At 71.2% G+C, this 20,410-nt stretch carries 20 protein-coding genes and 1 riboswitch; of the genes, 11 read left to right on the top strand and 9 right to left on the bottom strand.

Annotation, left to right across the window (positions count from 1 at the left end; all coding sequences use genetic code 11):
• Positions 1-6: 6 nt before the first annotated feature.
• Complete coding sequence (locus ACWC5C_RS30685; RefSeq protein WP_450880661.1) at positions 7-231, bottom strand: hypothetical protein; 225 nt, start codon at positions 229-231, stop codon at positions 7-9.
• Positions 232-299: 68 nt separating this feature from the next.
• Positions 300-1,211 carry a glutaminase gene (locus tag ACWC5C_RS30680; RefSeq protein WP_385440445.1) on the bottom strand — a complete coding sequence of 304 codons (912 nt, stop codon included), beginning with the start codon at positions 1,209-1,211 and terminating at the stop codon, positions 300-302.
• Between the two features lie 170 nt (positions 1,212-1,381).
• On the opposite strand from ACWC5C_RS30680, the gene ACWC5C_RS30675 reads away from it, so the two are divergent.
• Positions 1,382-1,972, top strand: coding sequence for an N-acetylmuramoyl-L-alanine amidase (locus ACWC5C_RS30675; RefSeq protein WP_450880659.1), 591 nt, complete (start codon positions 1,382-1,384; stop codon positions 1,970-1,972).
• A 39-nt stretch (positions 1,973-2,011) separates the two neighbouring features.
• Here the strand turns inward: ACWC5C_RS30675 and ACWC5C_RS30670 are convergent, their stop codons facing one another.
• Positions 2,012-3,622, bottom strand: coding sequence for a Na+/H+ antiporter (locus ACWC5C_RS30670; protein WP_450880657.1), 1,611 nt, complete (start codon positions 3,620-3,622; stop codon positions 2,012-2,014).
• A gap of 61 nt (positions 3,623-3,683) precedes the next feature.
• Here ACWC5C_RS30670 and ACWC5C_RS30665 point away from each other — a divergent pair, with 61 nt between their 5' ends.
• From ACWC5C_RS30665 to ACWC5C_RS30650, 4 genes are all read left to right on the top strand, one after another.
• Positions 3,684-3,944, top strand: coding sequence for a UBP-type zinc finger domain-containing protein (locus ACWC5C_RS30665; protein ID WP_450880655.1), 261 nt, complete (start codon positions 3,684-3,686; stop codon positions 3,942-3,944).
• Between the two features lie 101 nt (positions 3,945-4,045).
• Positions 4,046-4,585: an N-acetyltransferase family protein gene (locus ACWC5C_RS30660; protein WP_450880653.1), complete on the top strand. Its 540-nt coding sequence runs from the start codon at positions 4,046-4,048 to the stop codon at positions 4,583-4,585.
• A gap of 246 nt (positions 4,586-4,831) precedes the next feature.
• On the top strand, positions 4,832-5,245 hold the full coding sequence (locus ACWC5C_RS30655; protein ID WP_009715155.1) for an ATP-binding protein: 414 nt from the start codon (positions 4,832-4,834) through the stop codon (positions 5,243-5,245).
• A 17-nt stretch (positions 5,246-5,262) separates the two neighbouring features.
• Positions 5,263-6,174 (top strand): RNA polymerase sigma factor SigF, encoded by a 912-nt coding sequence (locus ACWC5C_RS30650; protein WP_450880651.1) that lies wholly within the window; start codon positions 5,263-5,265, stop codon positions 6,172-6,174.
• 530 nt (positions 6,175-6,704) lie between these two features.
• Here the strand turns inward: ACWC5C_RS30650 and ACWC5C_RS30645 are convergent.
• Positions 6,705-7,187, bottom strand: a complete 483-nt coding sequence (locus ACWC5C_RS30645; protein WP_450880649.1) for a hypothetical protein — start codon at positions 7,185-7,187, stop codon at positions 6,705-6,707.
• Between the two features lie 83 nt (positions 7,188-7,270).
• Between ACWC5C_RS30645 and ACWC5C_RS30640 the strand changes: the two genes are divergently transcribed.
• Both ACWC5C_RS30640 and ACWC5C_RS30635 read left to right on the top strand, forming a co-directional pair.
• Positions 7,271-8,239 (top strand): diacylglycerol/lipid kinase family protein, encoded by a 969-nt coding sequence (locus ACWC5C_RS30640; RefSeq protein WP_450880647.1) that lies wholly within the window; start codon positions 7,271-7,273, stop codon positions 8,237-8,239.
• Positions 8,240-8,559: 320 nt separating this feature from the next.
• On the top strand, positions 8,560-8,817 hold the full coding sequence (locus ACWC5C_RS30635) for a WhiB family transcriptional regulator (RefSeq protein ID WP_003953983.1): 258 nt from the start codon (positions 8,560-8,562) through the stop codon (positions 8,815-8,817).
• 136 nt (positions 8,818-8,953) lie between these two features.
• Here the strand turns inward: ACWC5C_RS30635 and ACWC5C_RS30630 are convergent, their stop codons facing one another.
• The 3 genes from ACWC5C_RS30630 to ACWC5C_RS30620 all read right to left on the bottom strand — a co-directional run bounded on the left by ACWC5C_RS30630 (position 8,954) and on the right by ACWC5C_RS30620 (position 13,452).
• Positions 8,954-10,426 carry a sensor histidine kinase gene (locus tag ACWC5C_RS30630; RefSeq protein ID WP_385440460.1) on the bottom strand — a complete coding sequence of 491 codons (1,473 nt, stop codon included), beginning with the start codon at positions 10,424-10,426 and terminating at the stop codon, positions 8,954-8,956.
• Between the two features lie 287 nt (positions 10,427-10,713).
• Entirely contained in the window at positions 10,714-11,784 is a 1,071-nt protein-coding gene (locus tag ACWC5C_RS30625) for an SIS domain-containing protein (protein ID WP_450880645.1), read from the bottom strand.
• A 42-nt stretch (positions 11,785-11,826) separates the two neighbouring features.
• Complete coding sequence (locus tag ACWC5C_RS30620) at positions 11,827-13,452, bottom strand: glycoside hydrolase family 3 protein (RefSeq protein ID WP_450880643.1); 1,626 nt, start codon at positions 13,450-13,452, stop codon at positions 11,827-11,829.
• A 354-nt stretch (positions 13,453-13,806) separates the two neighbouring features.
• On the opposite strand from ACWC5C_RS30620, the gene ACWC5C_RS30615 reads away from it, so the two are divergent.
• The 3 genes from ACWC5C_RS30615 to mctP all read left to right on the top strand — a co-directional run bounded on the left by ACWC5C_RS30615 (position 13,807) and on the right by mctP (position 16,657).
• Complete coding sequence (locus tag ACWC5C_RS30615; RefSeq protein WP_450880641.1) at positions 13,807-14,580, top strand: GntR family transcriptional regulator; 774 nt, start codon at positions 13,807-13,809, stop codon at positions 14,578-14,580.
• Between the two features lie 182 nt (positions 14,581-14,762).
• The gene (locus tag ACWC5C_RS30610) at positions 14,763-15,026 is read left to right on the top strand and encodes a DUF3311 domain-containing protein (RefSeq protein ID WP_450880639.1); all 264 of its coding nucleotides are present in this window, start codon (positions 14,763-14,765) and stop codon (positions 15,024-15,026) included.
• Complete coding sequence (mctP, locus tag ACWC5C_RS30605; RefSeq protein ID WP_450880637.1) at positions 15,023-16,657, top strand: monocarboxylate uptake permease MctP; 1,635 nt, start codon at positions 15,023-15,025, stop codon at positions 16,655-16,657. Before ACWC5C_RS30610 ends, mctP begins: the two co-directional genes overlap by 4 nt.
• 90 nt (positions 16,658-16,747) lie before the next feature.
• Here the strand turns inward: mctP and ACWC5C_RS30600 are convergent, their stop codons facing one another.
• The gene (locus tag ACWC5C_RS30600) at positions 16,748-17,062 is read right to left on the bottom strand and encodes a DMT family transporter (RefSeq protein WP_450880635.1); all 315 of its coding nucleotides are present in this window, start codon (positions 17,060-17,062) and stop codon (positions 16,748-16,750) included.
• Between the two features lie 32 nt (positions 17,063-17,094).
• A riboswitch (guanidine-III (ykkC-III) riboswitch) is annotated at positions 17,095-17,156 on the bottom strand.
• 185 nt (positions 17,157-17,341) lie between these two features.
• Between ACWC5C_RS30600 and phsA the strand changes: the two genes are divergently transcribed.
• Entirely contained in the window at positions 17,342-19,192 is a 1,851-nt protein-coding gene (gene phsA / locus ACWC5C_RS30595; protein WP_450880633.1) for an O-aminophenol oxidase PhsA, read from the top strand.
• Between the two features lie 60 nt (positions 19,193-19,252).
• On the opposite strand, the gene ACWC5C_RS30590 is transcribed toward phsA, so the two are convergent.
• Positions 19,253-20,203, bottom strand: a complete 951-nt coding sequence (locus ACWC5C_RS30590; RefSeq protein WP_450880631.1) for an IPT/TIG domain-containing protein — start codon at positions 20,201-20,203, stop codon at positions 19,253-19,255.
• Between the last annotated feature and the right edge of the window lie 207 nt (positions 20,204-20,410).

Here is a 20,410-nt window from a genome sequence, read left to right as displayed (position 1 = left end):
CGTCGCTCAAGGGACCTCGCGCAGATACATCGCGCCGCACGAGTGGCAGAAGGGCCCGGAGTCGCCCGTGGCCCACATGTCCGCCGCCTGCGTCTCGGCGTCCGGGTCCAGCTCGCGGCCGCACATCGCGGTCGTGCCGTTGCCCCGGACCATGTGCCAGATCTTGACCGGCGCGCCCGCCACCCGCCCGGAGCTGCCTTCCTCGTACTCCGCGCGCATCTCGTGCTGCATGGCGCCACACCTCCTGCTACCCCTCCATGCTCCCGCCGCCACCGGCCCGGCGCCACCCTGGAGGCCGTCTAGAACACCGACCACCCGGTCACCGTCGTGAAGTGGTCCAGCGCCGCCACCCCGGCCACCGAGTTGCCGCGGGCGTCCAGACCGGGGCTCCAGACGCACAGCGTGCACCGGCCCGGGATCACGGCGATGATCCCGCCGCCCACACCGCTCTTGCCGGGCAGCCCCACGCGGTACGCGAAGTCGCCCGCCGCGTCGTACGTCCCGCAGGTGAGCATGACCGCGTTGACCCGCTTCGCCTCGCGCCGCGACAGCAGCCGGGAGCCGTCCGCGCGCTCTCCGTGGCGGGCCAGGAAACCGCCCGCGAGGGCCAGGTCGCGGCAGCTCATCTCGATCGAGCACTGCCAGAAGTAGTGGTCGAGGACGGTCTGTACGGGGTTGTCGAGGTTGCCATAGCTCGCCATGAAGTGGGCGAGCGCGGCGTTGCGGTCGCCGTGGCCGGACTCGGACTCGGCGACGTCCGCGTCGAAGGCCAGCTCCGGGTTACCGCTCTCGGCGCGCAGGAAGTCCAGCATGGTGGTGCTGGCGTCGCCGGTGAGGCTGTGCAGCCGGTCGGTGACCACCAGCGCGCCCGCGTTGATGAACGGATTGCGCGGGATGCCGTTCTCGTGCTCCAGCTGCACCAGGGAGTTGAAGGGGTTGCCCGAGGGCTCCCGGCCGACCCGCCGCCACAGCTTCTCGCCGTCCTGCGCGAGGACGAGCGCGAGGCCGAACGCCTTGGAGATGGACTGCACGGAGAAGGGGCGCTCCCAGTCGCCGACGCCGGTGACGTTGCCGTCGACGTCCGCGAGGGCGATGCCGAAGCGGTCCGGGTCGACCGCGGCGAGCGCGGGGATGTACTGGGCCACCTGACCCCGGCCGATGTGGGGCGCCACATGGGCCGCGACCTCGTCGAGTACGTCCTGGTAGTGCATGGTGCGGTGGTTCTCCTGCGCGTCGTCGGGCGGATCAGTCGCACCATAACGGCCGCTCTCCACCGGCCCTCAGCCAGGACTCAATAACCCACCGTGTTTTTGGGTAAGCATACGGTGATACAGGCGGGTCGCGACCGGCGCCCGCCGCATGATTCAGAACGGAGGCGGTCATGGCCTCACCCATGTCCGCGGGGGACTTCCTGGCGGGATTGAAGAACGAGGGCCTGCGCGTGGTGCAGGTCGGCGACTGGCGCAACCACAACCGGAACCACAAGGGGCCGTGGGGCAGCGTGCACGGGGTGATGATCCACCACACCGTCACCTCCGGCACCGCCCTCACCGTCGAGATCTGCCGCGACGGCTACGAGGAGCTGCCCGGCCCGCTGTGCCACGGCGTGATCGCCAAGGACGGCGGAGTGCATCTCGTCGGATACGGCCGCGCCAACCACGCGGGGCTCGGCGACGACGAGGTCCTGCGCGCCGTGATCGCCGAAACGGCGCTGCCCGCCGACAACGAGGCCAACACGGACGGCAACCGCGCGTTCTACGGCTTCGAATGCGAGAACCTCGGCGACGGCAAGGACCCGTGGCCCGAGGCCCAACTGGACGCGACGGCCCGGGCAGCGGCGGCGGTCTGCCGCCGTCACGGCTGGACCGAGCGGTCGGTGATCGGCCATCTCGAATGGCAGCCGGGCAAGATCGATCCCCGGGGCTTCTCGATGGACTCGATGCGCGCCCGCATCCGCGAGCGGCTGAAGTAGAAGATCCATCCGAAGTGGGCGGGCCCCGGCCGGAGACGGTCAGGGCCCGTCCTCCGCCGTCTCCTCCCGGTACGCGGCCGCCTCCTCCAGGTCCAGTCGGCGCAGCAGCGTACGGAGCATCTCGTCGTCGATCCGGCGCGCGTCCCGCAGCTTCACGAACACCTCGCGCTCGCTGCCGATCACCTCGCGCGCCAGCCTGCGGTAGGTGTCGTCCGCCGACTCCCCCGTCACCTCGTTGACCGTGCCGAGCCGTTCCCACACCGCGTTGCGGCGCCGCTCCAGCACATTGCGCAGCCGGTCGGCCAGCGGCGGCGGCAGCGCGTTGCGCTCATCGGCGAGGAGTTCGTCCAGCCGGGCCTCGGCCGCCCGCGAGGCATCGGCCTGCGCCTGGGCCTCGGCGAGCGTCTCGGCCTGGAGGTCGGGCCCCGGCATCTTCAGCGCGCGGATCAGGGCGGGCAGGGTGAGCCCCTGGACGACCAGCGTCCCGATGACGGTGGTGAAGGCCAGGAAGAGGATCAGGGTGCGGCCCGGGAAGTCGCCTCCGCCGTGCACGGTCTCCGGGATCGAGAAGGCGATGGCCAGCGACACCACCCCGCGCATCCCGGCCCAGCCGACGATGACCGCCGCCCGCCAGTCGGTGCCGGGCTCCCGCTCCCGGATCCTGGGGAAGAGCTTGCGCGGTACGAAGGTCGCCGGGAAGACCCAGAGGAACCGTACGGCCACCACGGCCAGGAAGAGAGCGGCCGCGTACCAGGCCGCCTCGCCCGCCCCGAACTCCCCCAGCCCGCCCACCACGAACCGCAGTTGCAGCCCGATCAGCGCGAACACGGCCGACTCCAGGATGAAGGCGATCATCTTCCAGACGGCCGCCTCCTGGAGCCGGGTCGCGAAGTCGACCTGCCAGGAGCGGTGTCCGAGGTAGAGCGCGACCACCACGACGGCCAGCACGCCCGACGCCTCGACCTGCTCGGCGGCCGCGTAGGCGGTGAAGGGGATCAGCAGCGAGAGGGTGTTCTGCAGCAGCGGATCGCGCAGCCGGGTACGCATCCAGTGCAGCGGCACCATGAGGACCAGGCCGACGCCGACGCCGCCCACCGCCGCGAGCAGGAACTCCCACGTGGCATGGGTCCAGGTGGCGCCCTCCCCCACCGCCGCGGCGAGCGCCACCCGGTAGGCGGTGATCGCGGTCGCGTCGTTGACCAGGGACTCGCCCCGCAGGACGGTCGTCAGCCGGGAGGGCAGCCCGACCCGGCGGGCGATGGCGGTGGCCGCCACCGCGTCCGGCGGGGCGATCACCGCGCCCAGCACCAGCGCGGCGGTCAGCGGCAGCCCGGGCACCAGCAGATGGGCGATCCAGCCGACGGCGAGGGTCGCGAACAGCACATAGCCGAACGACAGCAGCGCCACCGGCCGCAGATTGGCGCGCAGGTCCAGATAGGAGCTGTCGAGCGCGGCGGTGTGCAGCAGCGGGGGCAGCACCAGCGGGAGCACGACCTCCGGCTCCAGGGTGTAGTCCGGCACCCCCGGCAGATACGAGACCACCAGCCCGGCCGCCACCAGCAGCAGCGGCGCGGGCACCGGGGTGCGCCGGGCCAGACCCGCGATCGCCGCGCTGCCCGCGACCAGCATCAACAGCGGTGTTACGTCCATGCCCCGGCCCGTCCCGATTCATCGGCTTCGTCGGCTCGCCCAGCGCCTTAGTCTGGCAATCATGAAGGAGTGCCCCCACGTTCCGGCCCTGCCGCGCCCCGAACCGGAGCCGCTGACCGCCACCTGTCCGGAGTGCCGGGCCCTCGGCAGCCATCCGGTGCAGCTGCGCATCTGTCTGGAGTGCGGCTATGTGGGGTGCTGCGATTCATCGACCTATCGACACTCCACCGGGCACTTCGAGAAGACCGGGCATCCGGTGATGCGCAGCTTCGAACCGGGCGAGGACTGGCGCTGGTGCTACGTGGACCTGCTGATTGTCTAGCCGCGCCCACCACCCCGGGCGGGGCGGAGGCGGGGCCCGGGACCTGCCGCGCGGAGGAATCGGCTGCCGCGTTGTCGGTGCGGCGAGCTAGCCTTCACCACATGATCCGATCAGCGAAGCCGTCCGACGTCCCGGCCATCCTCGCGATGATCCGCGAGCTGGCCGCGTACGAGCGGGCACTGCCGGAGGCCAAGGCCACCGAGGAGCAGCTGCACACCGCGCTCTTCGGTGCGCATCCGGCGGTGTTCGCGCTGATCGCCGAGGAGACCGGCGACGGCGCGCCCGTGCCGGTCGGCTTCGCCCTGTGGTTCCGTAACTTCTCCACCTGGACGGGCACCCACGGGGTGTATCTGGAGGATCTGTACGTCACGCCGCGGGCCCGCGGCGGCGGCCACGGCAAGGCGCTGCTGGCCGAGCTGGCACGGATCTGCGTGGAGCGGGGCTATGCCCGCTTCGAATGGTCGGTGCTGGACTGGAACGAACCGGCGATCGGCTTCTACGCGTCGCTGGGCGCGGAGCCGATGGACGAGTGGACCGTACGAAGGCTGTCGGGAGAACCGCTGCGGGCGCTGGCCGCCCAGGCGCCGGGCACAGCTTCGACCTGCGGTTCGTTGAGTGAGGCGACATCTCTTTCGAATTGAGACCGCAGACCCCTAGCCACGCTGCGTACTCATATGCTTACTATGAGTGATATCGGGAATGTTCATCTCGGGGGTTCACCCGTGACGGGGGCCGTGCTTCGTCCGGGCGACACCGAGTGGCAGATCGCGATAGCGTCGCAGCCGAACCGCACATCGCGCCGGTCCGTTACCCCTCCACCATAAGGGCATATGGCCGACGCTCCAATCAGCTCAGCTCAAACAGCTTGTGTCACCTTGGAGGTGAGGGTGTCCCAGATCGCAGGCGAGCCCGGGACCCAGGACTTCGTGGAAGTCCGGCTGCCCGCTGCGGGGGCCTATCTGTCGGTGCTGCGGACGGCGACCGCCGGCCTGGCAGCCCGCTTGGACTTCACCCTCGACGAAATCGAGGATCTGCGCATCGCGGTCGACGAGGCCTGCGCGATCCTGCTGCAGCAAGCCGTCCCCGGCAGTGTGCTGAGCTGCGTCTTCCGACTGATCGACGACGCACTGCAGGTGACCGTGGCGGCTCCGACCACTGACGGCCGCGCCCCCGAGCGCGACACCTTCGCCTGGACGGTGCTCTCCGCACTGGCGGGCAAGGTGGATTCGACCGTCGCCGAGGACCGTACGGTCAGCATCAGCCTGTACAAGGAGCGCGGCGCCGGCCCCGGACAGCCGTGACGGACAAAGGGGGCTCCGTGAGCACTGCATCATCGCGGGGAGTACGTACCCCGGCCATCCCGCACCCGCCGGCCCGACCGCATCCCGCGGACTCGGAGGCGGCAGGAGACCGACCAGAGCGGGCGGACCACATGGATCAGCACGAGCAGGAGCAGGTGCGTCAGCAGCACGATCCGCACGACCGGAGCGGCGCGCGGGCGATGTTCGTCGAGCTGCGGGGGCTTCCCGACGGCTCCGCGGAGCGGGCCGAGCTGCGCAACAACCTCGTGCGCATGCACCTGCCCCTGGTCGAGCATCTGGCCCGGCGCTTCCGCAACCGCGGCGAGCCGCTGGACGACCTGACCCAGGTGGCCACCATCGGACTGATCAAGTCCGTCGACCGGTTCGACCCGGACCGCGGTGTGGAGTTCTCGACCTACGCGACCCCCACGGTCGTCGGCGAGATCAAGCGGCACTTCCGTGACAAGGGCTGGGCGGTGCGGGTGCCGCGGCGGCTCCAGGAGCTGCGGCTCTCGCTGACGACGGCCACCGCCGAACTGTCCCAGCGGCACGGGCGCGCCCCGACCGTCCATGAGCTGGCCGAGCATCTGGCCATCTCCGAGGAAGAGGTGCTGGAGGGCCTGGAGTCCGCCAACGCGTACAGCACACTGTCGCTGGACGTACCGGACACGGACGACGAGTCCCCGGCGGTGGCCGACACCCTCGGCGCGGAGGACGAGGCGCTGGAGGGCGTCGAGTACCGCGAATCCCTCAAGCCGCTGCTGGAGGATCTGCCGCCGCGCGAGAAGAAGATCCTGCTGCTGCGGTTCTTCGGGAACATGACGCAGTCGCAGATCGCGCAGGAGGTCGGCATCTCCCAGATGCACGTCTCCCGGCTGCTGGCCCGCACCCTGGCCCAGCTGCGGGACCGGCTCTTGGTCGAGGAATAGCGAGCAGTGCCCGGGGCCAGCCCCGGGCACAACCTTGCCCACACGGCGAGCCTCCCCAGCGAAGAAACGGACCCAGGAACCGCACCCCCACCGAGACCCAGGGGCGAAGCGGAGTGTGGGGGCGGAGCCCCGGCGGGGTCGGGGGCGGAGCCCAACGGGGCCCAGGAGCCGCAGCCCCACCGGGGTCCAGCGGAGGTCCAGGAGCCGCAGCCCAGCGGAGGCCCAGGGGCGAAGCCCAGCAGGGCCCAGGGGCGAAGCCCGGCGGGGTCCAGCGGCGGCGCCCAGCGGAGGTCCAGGAGCCGCAGCCCAGCGGAGGCCCAGGGGCGAAGCCCGGCGGGGACCAGGAGCCGGAGCCCCGGCGGGGCCCAGGGGCGAAGCCCGGCGGGGACCAGGAGCCGCAGCCCCAGCGGGGCCCAAGGGCGAAGCCCGGCGGGCCCAGGGGCGAAGCCCGACGGGGTCCAGGAACCGGAGCCCCGGCGCGGGGGGCCGGGGGCTTGGCTCCGGTTCGGGAAGGGGCGGGGTGGGGAACTTCAGGCGTCGCGCGGGCCGATGCCCAGCGCCTCGGTCGCGGTCGGGTTGATCAGCAGGGCCAGGACGGCCAAGGCCGCGACGGCGGTCAGCGCGCCGATGGCGATCAGCCCGCCGCCGTTCTGCACCAGCGTCCAGGCCACCGGCAGCGCCATCAGCTGAGTGATCATCGCGGGGCCACGGCTCCAGCGGCGCCGCAGCCACAGCCCACGGGCCGCCAGCAGCGGCAGCAGGGCCAGGGCGAGCACGGTGATCCCGAGGGTCTCCGCCTGCTCCGGGCTCTCCGGGTTCCCGGCGAGGCCCATGATCAGGACGTAGACCCCGAACCCCACGAGCACCAGGCCCTCGACGGCGGCCAGCGCCGCCGCCACGGTCAGCCGCGCCGGACGGGGCCCCGAGGGCGACGCGTCGGCGGTCTCGGCGGCGGGGGCGGGCGTCTCGGCGGTCCTGGCCGTCTTGGCGGGGGTGGACTTCTTCCTGCTCACCCCAGCAGCGTAGCGGCCGCACGGCCCCGGCGGGCGGGCCCGGGGTTCGGGGGTCGGCCCGGCGGGTCGGTAGGCTGGCGCCCATGCGCGCACTCCTCGTGGTCAATCCGGCAGCAACCACCACCAGTGCCCGCACCCGTGACGTCCTGTTCCACGCGCTCGCCAGCGACTTGAAGCTCGACGTGGCGACCACGGAGTACCGGGGGCACGCACGCGACCTGGCCCGCCGCGCCGTTGACAGCGGCACCCATGAGCTGGTCGTGGCCCTCGGCGGCGACGGCACCGTCAACGAGGTCGTCAATGGGCTGCTGCACAACGGCCCCGCACCGGGCGAACTGCCGCGCCTCGCGGTGGTCCCCGGCGGCTCCACCAACGTGTTCGCCCGCGCCCTCGGCCTGCCCAACGACGCCGTCGAGGCGACCGGCGCCCTGCTGGACGCGCTGCGGGACGGCACCGAGCGCACCGTGGGCCTCGGGCTCGCGGCCGGTACACCGGGCACCCCGGACGAGTCGGTGCCCGCCCGCTGGTTCACCTTCTGCGCGGGCTTCGGCTTCGACGCGAGCGTGATCGGCCGGGTCGAGCAGCAGCGCGAACGCGGCAAGCGTTCGACCCACGCCCTCTACATACGGCAGATGCTGCGCCAGTTCTTCGGGGAACCGAACCGGCGGCACGGCAGCATCACCCTCGGGCGGCCCGGCCAGGACCCGATCAGGGACCTGGCGCTGTCCATAGTCTGCAACACCTCCCCGTGGACTTTCCTGGGCAACCGCCCGATCTACGCCGCGCCGCGCGCGTCCTTCGACACCGCCCTTGACGTGCTGGGACTCGGCAAGCTGTCCGCGCCCGCGATGACCCGCTACGCAGCTCAGCTGGCGATGTCGACCCCCGACCGGGGACCCCACGGCAAGCATGTGGTAGGGCTGCACGATCTGACGGACTTCACCTTGCAATCCCAGGCGCCACTGCCGTTCCAGATGGACGGAGACCACCTAGGACTGCGTACGAGCGTGACGTTCACAGGCGTACGCCGTGCACTGCGTGTGATTGTGTGAGTCAGACCCCATAAAGTCCTTGTAGTCGAACGTTTAGGCTGGGATCCACCCCCGGGAAGTACGGCTGTGATACAGCCGACACCAAGGAATCAAAAAAAACTTTCCGGAAGGGGTTGTATCCGCCGCCGAGGTTTGCGAATCTCTTCTTGGCGATCGGGACGGCCGGACGAAAGGCCCCCTTGAGAGCCCGAACCCCCTCCTCAAACCCACGGGAACGCACCAGCGCCCAAACTGGCGGCGTCCCTGTCCTTGTCAGGGGATTCGTGAAAGCGTTCACATTCACAAGCAACAAGCCCGCAATACGAGGAGATGGAGCAGCCATGGACTGGCGTCACAACGCCGTTTGCCGCGAGGAAGACCCCGAGCTGTTCTTCCCCATCGGCAACACCGGTCCTGCGCTGCTGCAGATCGAGGAAGCCAAGGCCGTCTGCCGCCGCTGCCCCGTCATGGAGCAGTGTCTGCAGTGGGCGCTTGAGTCCGGCCAGGACTCCGGCGTCTGGGGTGGACTCAGCGAGGACGAGCGCCGCGCCATGAAGCGCCGTGCCGCTCGGAACCGGGCGCGGAACGCCAGCGCCTGACCCTGATACGCCCCGTGGCCCCCGAGCCGCAGCGCGCAGTAGCCCCGATGCGCACAGCAACGTGAGCTTTTGAGCCCCGGACCATCCCGGTCCGGGGCTCAGTGCGTTGTCCGGCCGATGACCCCGGTGAAGCGGCTCAGGACTTCTCGGCGGCCACCGGTATGTCGAGGACCACACGTGTGCCGCGCTCCGGAGCGGGCACCATGTCGAAGGTGCCGCCCAGTTCGCCCTCCACCAGGGTGCGGACGATCTGGAGGCCGAGGTTTCCGGCGCGCTGGGGGTCGAACCCCTCGGGCAGCCCGCGCCCGTCGTCCTGGATGATCACCATCAGCCGGCTCTCCTCGCCGGTGCCGCCGCGCACCGCCGAGACCTCGACCGTGCCCTGCTCCCCCGGCCCGAAGCCGTGCTCCAGCGCGTTCTGCAGCACCTCGGTGAGGACCATGGACAGCGGGGTGGCCACCTCGGCGTCGAGGATGCCGAACCGTCCGGTGCGGCGGCCGGTGACCTTGCCGGGCGATATCTCGGCCACCATCGCCAGCACCCGGTCGGCGATGTCGTCGAACTCGACCCGCTCGTCCAGCGTCTGGGACAGGGTCTCGTGGACGATCGCGATCGAACCGACCCGGCGCACCGCCTCGTTGAGCGCCTCCCGACCCTGGGCGGAGTCCATCCGGCGGGCCTGGAGCCGCAACAGCGCGGCCACCGTCTGCAGATTGTTCTTCACCCGGTGGTGGATCTCCCGGATGGTGGCGTCCTTGGTGATCAGCTCCCGCTCGCGGCGGCGCAGTTCGGTGACGTCCCGCAGCAGCACGAGCGAGCCGATGTGCACGCCCTTGGGCTTGAGCGGGATGGCCCGCAGCTGGATGACGCCGTTCTCGCCGCTCTCGACCTCGAACTCGCGCGGCGCCCAGCCGCTGGCCAGCTTGACCAGCGCCTCGTCCACCGGGCCGCGCGCCGGGGCCAGTTCGGCGGTGGTCTCGCCCAGGTGGTGGCCGACGAGGTCGGCGGCGAGCCCGAGCCGGTGGTAGGCGGAGAGGGCGTTGGGGCTGGCGTACTGGACCACGCCGTCCGCGTCGAGCCGGATCAGCCCGTCGCCGACGCGCGGCGAGGCGTCCATGTCGACCTGCTGACCGGGGAAGGGAAACGATCCGGCGGCGATCATCTGGGCCAGGTCGGACGCGCTCTGGAGGTACGTCAGCTCCAGTCGGCTGGGGGTCCGTACGGTCAGCAGATTGGTGTTGCGCGCGATCACGCCGAGGACCCGGCTCTCCCGGCGGACCGGGATGGACTCCACCCGGACCGGGACCTCCTCGCGCCACTCGGGATCGCCCTCGCGGACGATCCGGCCCTCGTCGTGCGCGGCGTCGAGCATGGGACGGCGGCCACGGGGAACGAGATGGCCGACCATGTCGTCCTGATAGGAGGTGGGCCCGGTGTTGGGCCGCATCTGCGCGACCGAGACATAGCGGGTGCCGTCGCTGGTCGGGATCCACAGCACAAGGTCGGCGAAGGAGAGGTCGGAGAGCAGCTGCCACTCCGATACCAGCAGGTGAAGCCACTCGAGGTCGGATTCGTCGAGGGCGGTGTGCTGGTGCACGAGATCGTTCATGGAGGGCACACTGCGAGCCTACCCGCAGGCGGGATAAGCCGATTCGCACATAAGCGTGGACAGAAGATACTGGTCTAGTCCAGAATGGCCAGCGATGCGATCTTCGCTCTCCCCGCACAGGAGGGCGGATCGAGGCACGCGGCGCGCTCTGCCCTGACCGCTCCGTACGCCTCTTGTGGTCGGCTGCTCGGCCGACGAGCTCCGGGCTGCGGTGCCGGGTGGGTTGAGGGTCCCGCCCCGGCGCCGCGGCCCGCGGGTGTTTCCGGGGCCTTTACGCAGCAGCCGGTTCAGCGGGTCTCGGTGACCTTCGCCAGCGCGCGCGGCGCGTCCGGGTCCTGCCCCCGGGCGATGGTCACCTCGTACGCCAGCATCTGCAGCGGCAGGATCTCCAGGATCGGCTGGACCTCCTCGGCGACCCCCTCGGTGGGCAGGGCGAATCCGGCGGACGCCCGGTCCACCTCGGCCCGGCTGCCGATCACCACGAGATCCGCGCCGCGGCCGCGCAGCCGCTCCAGGACGGGCTGCAGCGCCTGGCCGCCCTTGCCCTCGGTGACGATCGCGATCACCGGCGAGATGTTGTCGACCATGGCGAGCGGGCCGTGCAGCAGATCGGCGCCGGAGTAGGAGAGGGCCGGGATGTAGCTGGTCTCCATCAGCTTCAGGGCGGCTTCCTTGGCGGTGGGATAGCCGTAGCCCCGGGAGGTGAGGACCATCCGCTCGGCGAACCGGTAGCGGCCCGCGAGCTGCTTCACCTCGGCCCGGCGGTCCAGGATCTGCTGAGCGAGGTCGGGCAGCACCTTGGCGTGCGCGCCGTCGCTGCCGCGCAGCCCCTCGACGAAGAGGTAGAGGGCGAGGAGTTCGGCGGTGTAGGTCTTGGTGGCGGGCAGCGCCTTCTCGGGCCCGGCCAGCACGTCGATGTGGAATTCGGCAGCCCCGGCCAGGGCCGAGTCCGCGTTGTTGGTCACCGCCAGGGTGATCGCCCCGGCGGCCCGGGCGGCCTCGGTGGAGGCGACCAGGTCCGGGGAGCCGCCGGACTGGCTGACGGTGATCACCAGGACGTCGGTGAGGTCCTGCCGCGCGCCGTACGCGGTGGTGGTGGACATGGAGGTCAGGCCGCACGGCTTGCCGAGCAGCACTTCGAGCAGGTACTTGGCGTACAGCGCCGCGTTGTCGGAGGTGCCCCGGGCGGTGAGCAGGACGAAGCGCGGGGCGCGCGCGGCGATCCGTTCTGCGATCTCGCGGATCTTCGGAGCGCCCTGTTCGAGAATGCGGCGCAACACCGCGGGCTGCTCGTTCATCTCGCCGGACATGATCCGGCCCGGCTGATCTCTGCGCGGGTCCGTCGTCGTGGCGGACATACTGGGTGCCTCCAGTGGGCTGTGCGGGTGGTGCGTGGAGTGTCAGTGCCCGGCCTCGTTGCCGGTGGTGACGCCGGTGATGACGCCAGGAGTGACGTCGGTGATGACGCCGTTGGTGACGCCAGGAGTGACGCCGGTGATGACTTCCGCGGCCGCCTGCCCGCAGACGCGGGCGGCGCCGTGCGTCGCGATGTGCGGGGCGCCGAGGGGCGGTGCCTGGGGCACGCCCATTTCCACGACGACCGTGTCGGGCCGGGCGGCGAGCAGGGCGTCCAGGACGCCGGCCATCCAGCCGTGGCGGTGGACGTCGCGTACCACAGCGACGATCCTACGGTCCGCCGCCGCGTCGAGCATCCGCGTGACCACGGCGGACACCTCCTGCGCCGCGGTGTCCTCGGGGCCGTAGGCGGCGGTCGTGGTGCCGGGGAGCAGCCGGGTCAGTTCGGCGGCGACGCCCCAGGGGGTCTGGTCGCCCACCGCGATGCTGGCCACCGGGGTGAGGGCGGCGACGAAGACGGGTCCGGCCGGGGGCCGGTACGCGGGAGCGCCCGCCGCCGGGGTGATCCGCAGGGCGCGGCGGGCGGCGGCGAGCCCCACCTCCGGGGCGGGCGCGATGCCCCGCGCGGCGTCCGGCCCTCCGGCACTCCTGGCCCACTCCCCCAGGGCCCGGACCCGCCCGGCCGCCTCGGCCAGCCGCGCCTCGGGGAGCCGCCCGGCGCGTACGGCCGCGACCAGCGCGTCCCGCAGCCGCAGCACGGTGTCCTCGTCGGCGAGGCCGCCGCCGACGCAGATCGCGTCGGCCCCGGCGGCGATGGCGAGGACGCTGCCCCGCTCGATGCCGTACGCGTCGGCGACGGCCCGCATCTCGATGCCGTCGGTGACGATCAGGCCGTCGAAGCCGAGCCCGCCGTCGGCGGCCGGGGCGCGCAGCAGTCCGTGGAGGGCGGCGGGGCTGAGGGTGGCGGGCAGGGCCGGGTCGAGCGCGGGCAGCAGGATGTGCGCGCTCATCACGGCCTTGGTACCGGCGGCGACGGCCGCCCGGAAGGGCACCAGTTCGCGGGCGGCCAGGGTGTCGGGCCCGGCGTCGATGCGCGGCAGGGCGTGGTGGGAGTCGACGGCGGTGTCGCCGTGCCCGGGGAAGTGCTTGGCGCAGGCGGCGACCCCGGCGCCCTGCAGCCCCTCGATCCAGGCGGCGGTGTGCCGGGCGACGAGCTGGGGCGAGGCACCGAAGGAGCGGACGCCGATGACCGGATTGTCCGGGTTGGAGTTGACGTCGGCGGACGGCGCCCAGTTGAGGTTGACGCCGCAGGCGGCGAGCCTGCGGCCGAGTTCGCGGGCGACGGAGTGGGTCAGCCCGGTGTCGTCGATCGCGCCGAGGGCCAGGTTGCCGGGGAAGGAGGAGCCGCCGCGTACCTCCAGACGGGTGACGTCGCCGCCCTCCTCGTCGATCGCCACCAGCACGTCGCCGCGCTCGGCGCGCAGCTGGGCGGTGAGCGCGGCGACCTGTTCGGGCGAGTCGATGTTGCGGCCGAACAGCGCGACGGAGGCGAGCCCCTCGCCGAGCCGCCGCCGCAGCCAGTCGGGGGCACAGGTGCCGGTGAAGCCGGGCTGGAGGACGGTGAGGGCGTTCCGGGTGAGGGTGGCCGAGCCGTGCGCGAGGGTCGTCATGGACGTGGATCTTCCCTTCAGCGCGCCGGAAGGCAGTCCAGCGACACCAGCGTTGCCGCGACTCCCGTCGCCGCCATGAGGTCACACGTCACGGCGCCCTACTCCCCACATCGCCGATTGAGAGGTTTAATGGTTTAGACCACTTCACTGCAGAGTGTCTCTCGATCTATAGGGGTGTCAAGCGTGGACAACGCCGCTTCGGGGTCCGTTACCGGACCGACATCTCTCGACATCCGGGCAGCGAAGCCACCCCGGACCCAGGGCGTGCCACGATGTGAGCCGCTGAAATCATCAGAGGCCGGTGACGGCAGCACACCAGACGTCGGAAAGGGCGCGATGGAGACCGAGGGGGCAATGGCGGCGACGGCCACGACGGCCACCGCCGAGAGCGGCAGCAGCTCCGCCGGGACGCGCACCGCGCGCGTCCCGAAGTACTACCGCCTCAAGCGCCACTTGCTGGAGATGACCGAGACCCTGCCGCCCGGCACCCCGGTACCCCCGGAGCGCACCCTGGCCGCCGAGTTCGACACCTCCCGCACCACCGTGCGGCAGGCGCTCCAGGAACTGGTCGTCGAGGGGCGGCTGGAGCGGATCCAGGGCAAGGGCACGTTCGTCGCCAAGCCCAAGGTCTCCCAGGCACTCCAACTCACCTCGTACACCGAGGACATGCGCGCCCAGGGCCTCGAACCCACCTCCCAGCTGCTGGACATCGGCTATGTCACCGCCGACGAGCGGCTGTCCGCGCTGCTGGACATCGCGACCGGCGGCCGGGTGCTGCGCATCGAGCGGCTGCGGCTGGCCAGCGGTGAGCCGATGGCGATCGAGACCACCCATCTGTCGGCCAAGCGCTTCCCCGCGCTGCGCCGCAGCCTGGTCAAGTACACCTCGCTCTACACCGCCCTGGCCGAGGTGTACGACGTGCACCTGGCCGAGGCCGAGGAGACCATCGAGACCTCCCTGGCCACCCCGCGCGAGGCCGGGCTGCTGGGCACGGACGTCGGGCTGCCGATGCTGATGCTCTCGCGCCACTCGCTGGACGCGGCGGGCGAGCCGGTGGAGTGGGTGCGCTCGGTCTACCGCGGCGACCGCTACAAGTTCGTGGCCCGGCTCCAGCGCCCGAACGGCTGACCTCGCCCCTCGGCTCCGCTTCTTTCTCATACCGATATGCGGACGGGTAGTGACGGCTGCCGGTCCCCGGGCTTAGATTCCTGCGCATTGCACAAATGATCAGCGAGCATGATCAGCGCGTTTGAGCAGCGCTGATCACTCAGGTCGCAGGTGATGAGCCGAGGGGACGGGAGCCCGCCGCCATGCCAGACACGTCCGCCACGCCCACAGACAGGAGACCGGTCGTCACGCCCTCGCGTGTCGTGATCGCGCTCTGTCTCGTCGCGCCCTTCGTGGCGATGCTGTGGGTCGGCTCGTACGCGAAGATCGAGCCCACCTTCATCGGCATCCCGTTCTTCTACTGGTACCAGATGGCCTGGGTGCCCATCTCGGCCGCGCTGACGTCGACCGCGTACGTCCTGGTCCGCCGTGAGAAGCGGGCGCGCAAGGGAGGCGGTTCCGCATGAACGACGGCGTGAACGGCGTCGCGCTCGCCGTCTTCATCTTCTTCTTCCTCGCCGTCACGGTGATGGGCTTCCTCGCCGCCCGCTGGCGGGCCGCGGAGAACTCCGACAACCTCGACGAATGGGGGCTGGGCGGCCGCAGCTTCGGCACCTGGATCACCTGGTTCCTGCTGGGCGGCGACCTCTACACCGCGTACACCTTCGTCGCCGTCCCGGCGGCGATCTACGCGACGGGCGCGGCCGGGTTCTTCGCGGTGCCGTACACCATCCTGGTGTATCCGCTGATCTTCACCTTCCTGCCCCGGCTGTGGTCGGTGTCGCACAAGCACGGATACGTCACCACCTCGGACTTCGTCCGCGGCCGCTTCGGCTCCAAGGGGCTCTCGCTGGCCGTCGCGATCACCGGCATCCTCGCCACCATGCCGTACATCGCCCTCCAGCTCGTCGGCATCCAGGCGGTGCTGGACGTGATGGGCGTGGGCGGCGGCGAGGACACCAACTGGTTCATCAAGGACCTGCCGCTGCTGATCGCCTTCGGTGTGCTCGCCGCGTACACCTACTCGTCCGGGCTGCGCGCCCCCGCGCTCATCGCCTTCGTCAAGGACACCCTGATCTACATCGTCATCGCGGTGGCGATCATCTACATCCCGATCAAGCTGGGTGGCTTCGACGACATCTTCGCCAAGGCGGGCCACGCCCTGTCGCAGGAGAATCCGGCCACCGGGCAGCCCAAGGGCGCGCTCGCCAGCGGCGACAACCAGCAGTGGGGCTACGCCACGCTCGCCCTCGGCTCGGCGCTGGCGCTCTTCATGTATCCGCACTCGATCACCGCCACGCTCTCCAGCCGCAGCCGTGAGGTGATCCGCCGCAACACGACCATCCTGCCGCTGTACTCGCTGATGCTGGGCCTGCTGGCGCTGCTCGGCTTCATGGCGATCGCGGCGGGCGTGAAGGTGGAGAACGGGCAGCTGGCGATCCCCCAGCTCTTCGAGAACATGTTCCCCGACTGGTTCGCGGGGGTCGCCTTCGCCGCCATCGGCATCGGCGCGCTCGTCCCGGCGGCCATCATGTCCATCGCCGCGGCGAACCTGTTCACCCGCAACATCTACAAGGACTTCCTGCGGCCGGACGCCACTCCGGCGCAGGAGACCAAGGTCTCCAAGCTGACCTCGCTGCTGGTGAAGGTGGGCGCGCTGGCCTTCGTCCTGACCATGGACAAGACCGTCGCGATCAACTTCCAGCTGCTGGGCGGCATCTGGATCCTGCAGACCTTCCCGGCCCTGGTGGGCGGCCTGTTCACCCGCTGGTTCCACCGGTGGGCGCTGCTCGGCGGCTGGGCGGTCGGCATGCTCTACGGCACGCTCGCGGCGTACGGCGTGGCCAGCCCGACCCAGAAGCACTTCGGCGGCAGCTCGGACGAGATCCCGGGCATCGGCGAGATCGGCTACATCGGTTTCACCGCCTTCGTCCTCAACGTCGTGGTCACCGTGGTGCTCACGTTCGTCCTGCGGGCGCTGAAGGCCCCCGACGGTGTGGACGAGACGTCCGCGTCGGACTACACGGCGGACGCGGGCGAGCCCGGCGTCCAGGCCGACCTGCCCCCGGCCACGGCGGGTGCGCCCGGCGGCCACTGAGATCGATGGTCTACGGCGGGCCGCCGCCTCCTTCGCGGGATTCCTTACGGGATTCCTCGCGGGAGGCGGCGGCCCGTTTCGTCTGTCCGCTCAGTGCAGCAGCTTCAGGCCCACCACACCGCTGACGATCAGGCCCAGGCAGACGATGCGCCCCGCGCTCACCGGGTCACCGAGCGCGATCATGCCGTAGACCGCCGTGCCCACCGCTCCGATCGCGACCCACACCGCGTAGCCGGTGCCGATGGGGATGGAGCGCATCGCGTAGGACAGCCCCGCCATGCTCAGCGCGGCGGCGACGACGAACAGCAGAGTGGGGCGAAGACGGCTGAAACCGTGCGACGCCGAGAGCGCCGCCGCCCAGACCGTCTCCAGGAGACCGGACAGCATCAGAAGAATCCACGCCATGACAGGAACCTCACGTAGCAACAGACACGCTGACTACGCCGTCTTGTCGTGACCGGGTACGACGCGCTCGTCCGGGGTGCCGAGGGCACCGTGTTCCAACGTAACACCGGACCGGACGCCCCAAATCCACCCTCTTGTTCCGGCCAATTCTGTCCAGAATGGCGTATTCCGCCATCTTCCACGCAACTCCCGTGCGCCCCCTGCCCGTCTGGAAGGGCGAAAGGTGTGACGCCGACGACCAACGGTGGCACGAGGGAAACACAAACGGGGGTTTCACCCATGTCCGACACGCTTGTCCAGAACATTTCCGAGGAGGCGGAGGAGCCGAGCGCTCCGGCCGCGCCCGCCGCGGGGCTCGTGCCCTTCATGGACGCCCTGCGCATACCACCGCGGCTGCGGCCGGGGAAGGCCGAGGCGCTTCAGGGGATCAACGTCGATCTGCGCGCCACCTGGGTGCGGCTGCACTCACAGCTGCCGCCGACCCGGGTGTGGACCTACGAGGGGCACTTCCCCGGGCCCACCATCGAGGTGCGCCGCAAGCAGCGGCTGCGCGTGGCCTGGACGAACCGGCTGTCCGGCGCGTACCCGGTCACCGCGTACGAGGTACCGCTCGCCACCCCGCCCGCGGTCAACGCGCCGGGCCACGACGAGGCCGGTGCCGAGGAGGTCAAGGGCGTGGCGGAGCTGACCCCGTGGTCGGTGACGCATCTGCACGGCGCCCCGACCGGCGCGGGCAACGACGGGTGGGCGCAGAACGCGGTCACGCCCGGCGACTCCCAGCTCTCCGAGTACCCGAACGACTGCCGCGCGACGGCGCTCTGGTACCACGACCACGCCATGCACATCACCCGGTGGAACGTGTTCACCGGCCTGGCGGGCATGTACCTCATCCGGGACGAGGAGGAGGACGCGCTGCGGCTGCCGCGCGACGAGTACGAGGTGCCGCTGGTCCTGATGGACCGCAACCTCGACACGGACCCCGACGGACGGCTGACCGGGCGGCTGCTGCACAAGGTGCAGACCGTCGGCCAGGACCCCGAGGGGCGCAACATCACCACGCCGTTCTCCGGGCCGTACACGCTGGTCAACGGGGTGATCTGGCCGTACCTGGACGTCGAGGCGCGCTGGTACCGGTTCCGGGTGGTCAACGCGTCCAACGCCCGCTTCTACCGGCTGGCGCTGATCGACGAGGAGACCGGTGAGCAGGTGACCGGGGCGGTCAAGCAGATCGGCACCGACGGCGGGCTGCTGGACCGCCCGGTGGACCTCGACGCCCCGGTGTCCATCTCCCCCGCCGAACGGCTCGACCTGCTGATCGACTTCTCCCGGCTGCGCGGGCGCAGCCTGCGGCTGGTCAACACCCCGGCCGGGAAGCGTCCGGGCGAGGCCGACGAGGCGAGGGGGGTGCCGTATCCGCAGGTGATGCGGTTCCGGGTGGGCCGCGAGCGGGTCCGCGACCGCTTCGTCCTGCCGAAGGTGCTCTCCTCGTTCCAGCGGCTCACCCACGCCAACGCCCCCTCGCACGGGCACCGGGTCATCGCGCTGACCCCGCCCGGCACGGTCGGCGGCAACGGCCACCCGGAGATCTGGGAGCTGGAGGAGGTCCCGGCGTCCGAGGTGACGGCCCCGGGGGACGGGGTGATCCAGGTCAGGAACGACAAGGGCGCGACGGTCACGTACCGGCGGATCGCCCGCTCCTTCGACGACACCATGGGCTTCAGCGTCGAGCTGGACGCCTGGGAGCAGTGGAGCTTCCTCAACCTGGGTGGTCCGACCCACCCGATGCACATCCACCTGATCAGCTTCCAGGCGATGAGCCGTCAGTCGTACGCGGCGACGGGCTTCGATCCGGCGCTGGGCGGTACCCGCGAGGGCGCGCCGGTCGCGTACTCCGGTGAGCTGGAGGTGGCGCCGAGCGAGCGGGGCTGGAAGGACACCATCCAGGTCGCGGGCGGCGAGATGGTCAACGTCATCGGCCGCTACACCGGGGCGACGGGCCGCTTCATGTACCACTGCCACATCCTGGAGCACGAGGACATGGCGATGATGCGGCCGTTCCTGGTCACCCCGGGGCCGGTGCTCGCCTTCGACCACCACCGGCCGGGCGGCGGCCACCACGGCGCCGCCTAGGACGCGTCGGCACCGGCAGCCGGGGCGCCCCGGCTGCCGGTGCCGTACGGCTCGCACGTGTCACACGTACAGGAAGCCGCCCGGGACGGTGGCGGTTCCGAAGGCCGTCACCAGGGTGACGGTCGCGGTACCGGCCACTCCGGGCGGAGTGACGCCGGTGACCGTGGTGGCGGTGGCGACCACGCCGGTGGCGGGAACGCCGTTGAACAGCACGCCCAGCACGCCGCCGAGGTTGGTCCCGTTGATGGTGAACGCCGTACCCCCGGCCTGCGGTCCGGTGTTGGGCACGATGTTGACGGGCACCGGCGGGGGCGGAGCCACGAAGTAGGTGAATCCGCCCGGGATGCTGGTGGCGCCACCGGGGCCGCTGAGGACCACGGCGACGGTGCCGCCGCCCGCCGGGCCCGCCGGGGTGATGCCGACCAGCTGGGTCCCGGCGGGGTTCACGGCCAGGATGGTCCCCGGGACACCGCCGAAGGTGATGCTGGTGACGGTGTTCAGGTTGGTGCCGTTGACCACGAACACGGTGCCGCCGGTGGTCGGGCCCACGGCCGGGGTGATGGAGGTGGCGGTGGGCGGGGGCGGCGCCACGTAGGTGTACGGCTGGCTGTTGCTGGTGCCGGCGGTGGTGGTGACGAGCACCTGGACGGTCCCGGCCGCGTGCGGCGGGGCGATCACCACGACGACGTCGTTGGTGGGGTTGGGGTACCCCGGCCAGCCGCCACCGCCGCCACCCCAGCCGCCGCCACCGCCGCCCCAGCCGCCGCCACCGGGCCAGTCGTTGCCCTGCTGGGCGCTGGCGTAGGGCTGGCTGACGATGGTGGCGGGGACGCCGCCGAAGGTCACGCTGATGACGTTGCGCAGGTTCGTCCCGGTCAGCTGGACGAGGTTCCCGCCGCTGGTGGGGCCCGAGTTGGGCACCACGGAGAGCAGCAGCGGCGGGCCCACCGGATTCGGGGGCCAGTAGCCCGCGGTGGGTGCGGCGGCGGGCACGAGAGCGGTCGAGGTCATGATGGTTCCTCCCGGGGAAGGGTCAGTTGAGGTGCACTGGGCGCACGCAGGCCGACAGCGGAGGAAAGGGAAGCTGGTGGGCCGCCGAGCGGGGCGCAGGAACGGTGCACGAGTGAGGCGGGAGCAACGGAGCGAATTCCCGGCTCCTGGATGGCTGACGAGGTATGGGGCAGCCTCGATGCCACTTTCCAGTTATCCACGCACATC

Source organism: Streptomyces sp. NPDC001700, assembly GCF_053596435.1.
Note: the sequence above shows the minus strand (reverse complement) of the source record. Positions and strands in the feature narration are given on the sequence as shown.

Bases quoted from the DNA above. Each gene is read 5' to 3' on its own strand.
- ACWC5C_RS30685 (WP_450880661.1), bottom strand. From the start codon at position 231: ATGCAGCACGAGATGCGCGCGGAGTACGAGGAAGGCAGCTCCGGGCGG.
- ACWC5C_RS30680 (WP_385440445.1), bottom strand. From the start codon at position 1,211: ATGCACTACCAGGACGTACTCGACGAGGTCGCGGCCCATGTGGCGCCC.
- ACWC5C_RS30675 (WP_450880659.1), top strand. From the start codon at position 1,382: ATGGCCTCACCCATGTCCGCGGGGGACTTCCTGGCGGGATTGAAGAAC.
- ACWC5C_RS30670 (WP_450880657.1), bottom strand. From the start codon at position 3,622: ATGGACGTAACACCGCTGTTGATGCTGGTCGCGGGCAGCGCGGCGATC.
- ACWC5C_RS30665 (WP_450880655.1), top strand. From the start codon at position 3,684: ATGAAGGAGTGCCCCCACGTTCCGGCCCTGCCGCGCCCCGAACCGGAG.
- ACWC5C_RS30660 (WP_450880653.1), top strand. From the start codon at position 4,046: ATGATCCGATCAGCGAAGCCGTCCGACGTCCCGGCCATCCTCGCGATG.
- ACWC5C_RS30640 (WP_450880647.1), top strand. From the start codon at position 7,271: ATGCGCGCACTCCTCGTGGTCAATCCGGCAGCAACCACCACCAGTGCC.
- ACWC5C_RS30635 (WP_003953983.1), top strand. From the start codon at position 8,560: ATGGACTGGCGTCACAACGCCGTTTGCCGCGAGGAAGACCCCGAGCTG.
- ACWC5C_RS30630 (WP_385440460.1), bottom strand. From the start codon at position 10,426: ATGAACGATCTCGTGCACCAGCACACCGCCCTCGACGAATCCGACCTC.
- ACWC5C_RS30625 (WP_450880645.1), bottom strand. From the start codon at position 11,784: ATGTCCGCCACGACGACGGACCCGCGCAGAGATCAGCCGGGCCGGATC.
- ACWC5C_RS30620 (WP_450880643.1), bottom strand. From the start codon at position 13,452: ATGACGACCCTCGCGCACGGCTCGGCCACCCTCACCCGGAACGCCCTC.
- ACWC5C_RS30615 (WP_450880641.1), top strand. From the start codon at position 13,807: ATGGCGGCGACGGCCACGACGGCCACCGCCGAGAGCGGCAGCAGCTCC.
- ACWC5C_RS30610 (WP_450880639.1), top strand. From the start codon at position 14,763: ATGCCAGACACGTCCGCCACGCCCACAGACAGGAGACCGGTCGTCACG.
- mctP (WP_450880637.1), top strand. From the start codon at position 15,023: ATGAACGACGGCGTGAACGGCGTCGCGCTCGCCGTCTTCATCTTCTTC.
- ACWC5C_RS30600 (WP_450880635.1), bottom strand. From the start codon at position 17,062: ATGGCGTGGATTCTTCTGATGCTGTCCGGTCTCCTGGAGACGGTCTGG.
- phsA (WP_450880633.1), top strand. From the start codon at position 17,342: ATGTCCGACACGCTTGTCCAGAACATTTCCGAGGAGGCGGAGGAGCCG.
- ACWC5C_RS30590 (WP_450880631.1), bottom strand. From the start codon at position 20,203: ATGACCTCGACCGCTCTCGTGCCCGCCGCCGCACCCACCGCGGGCTAC.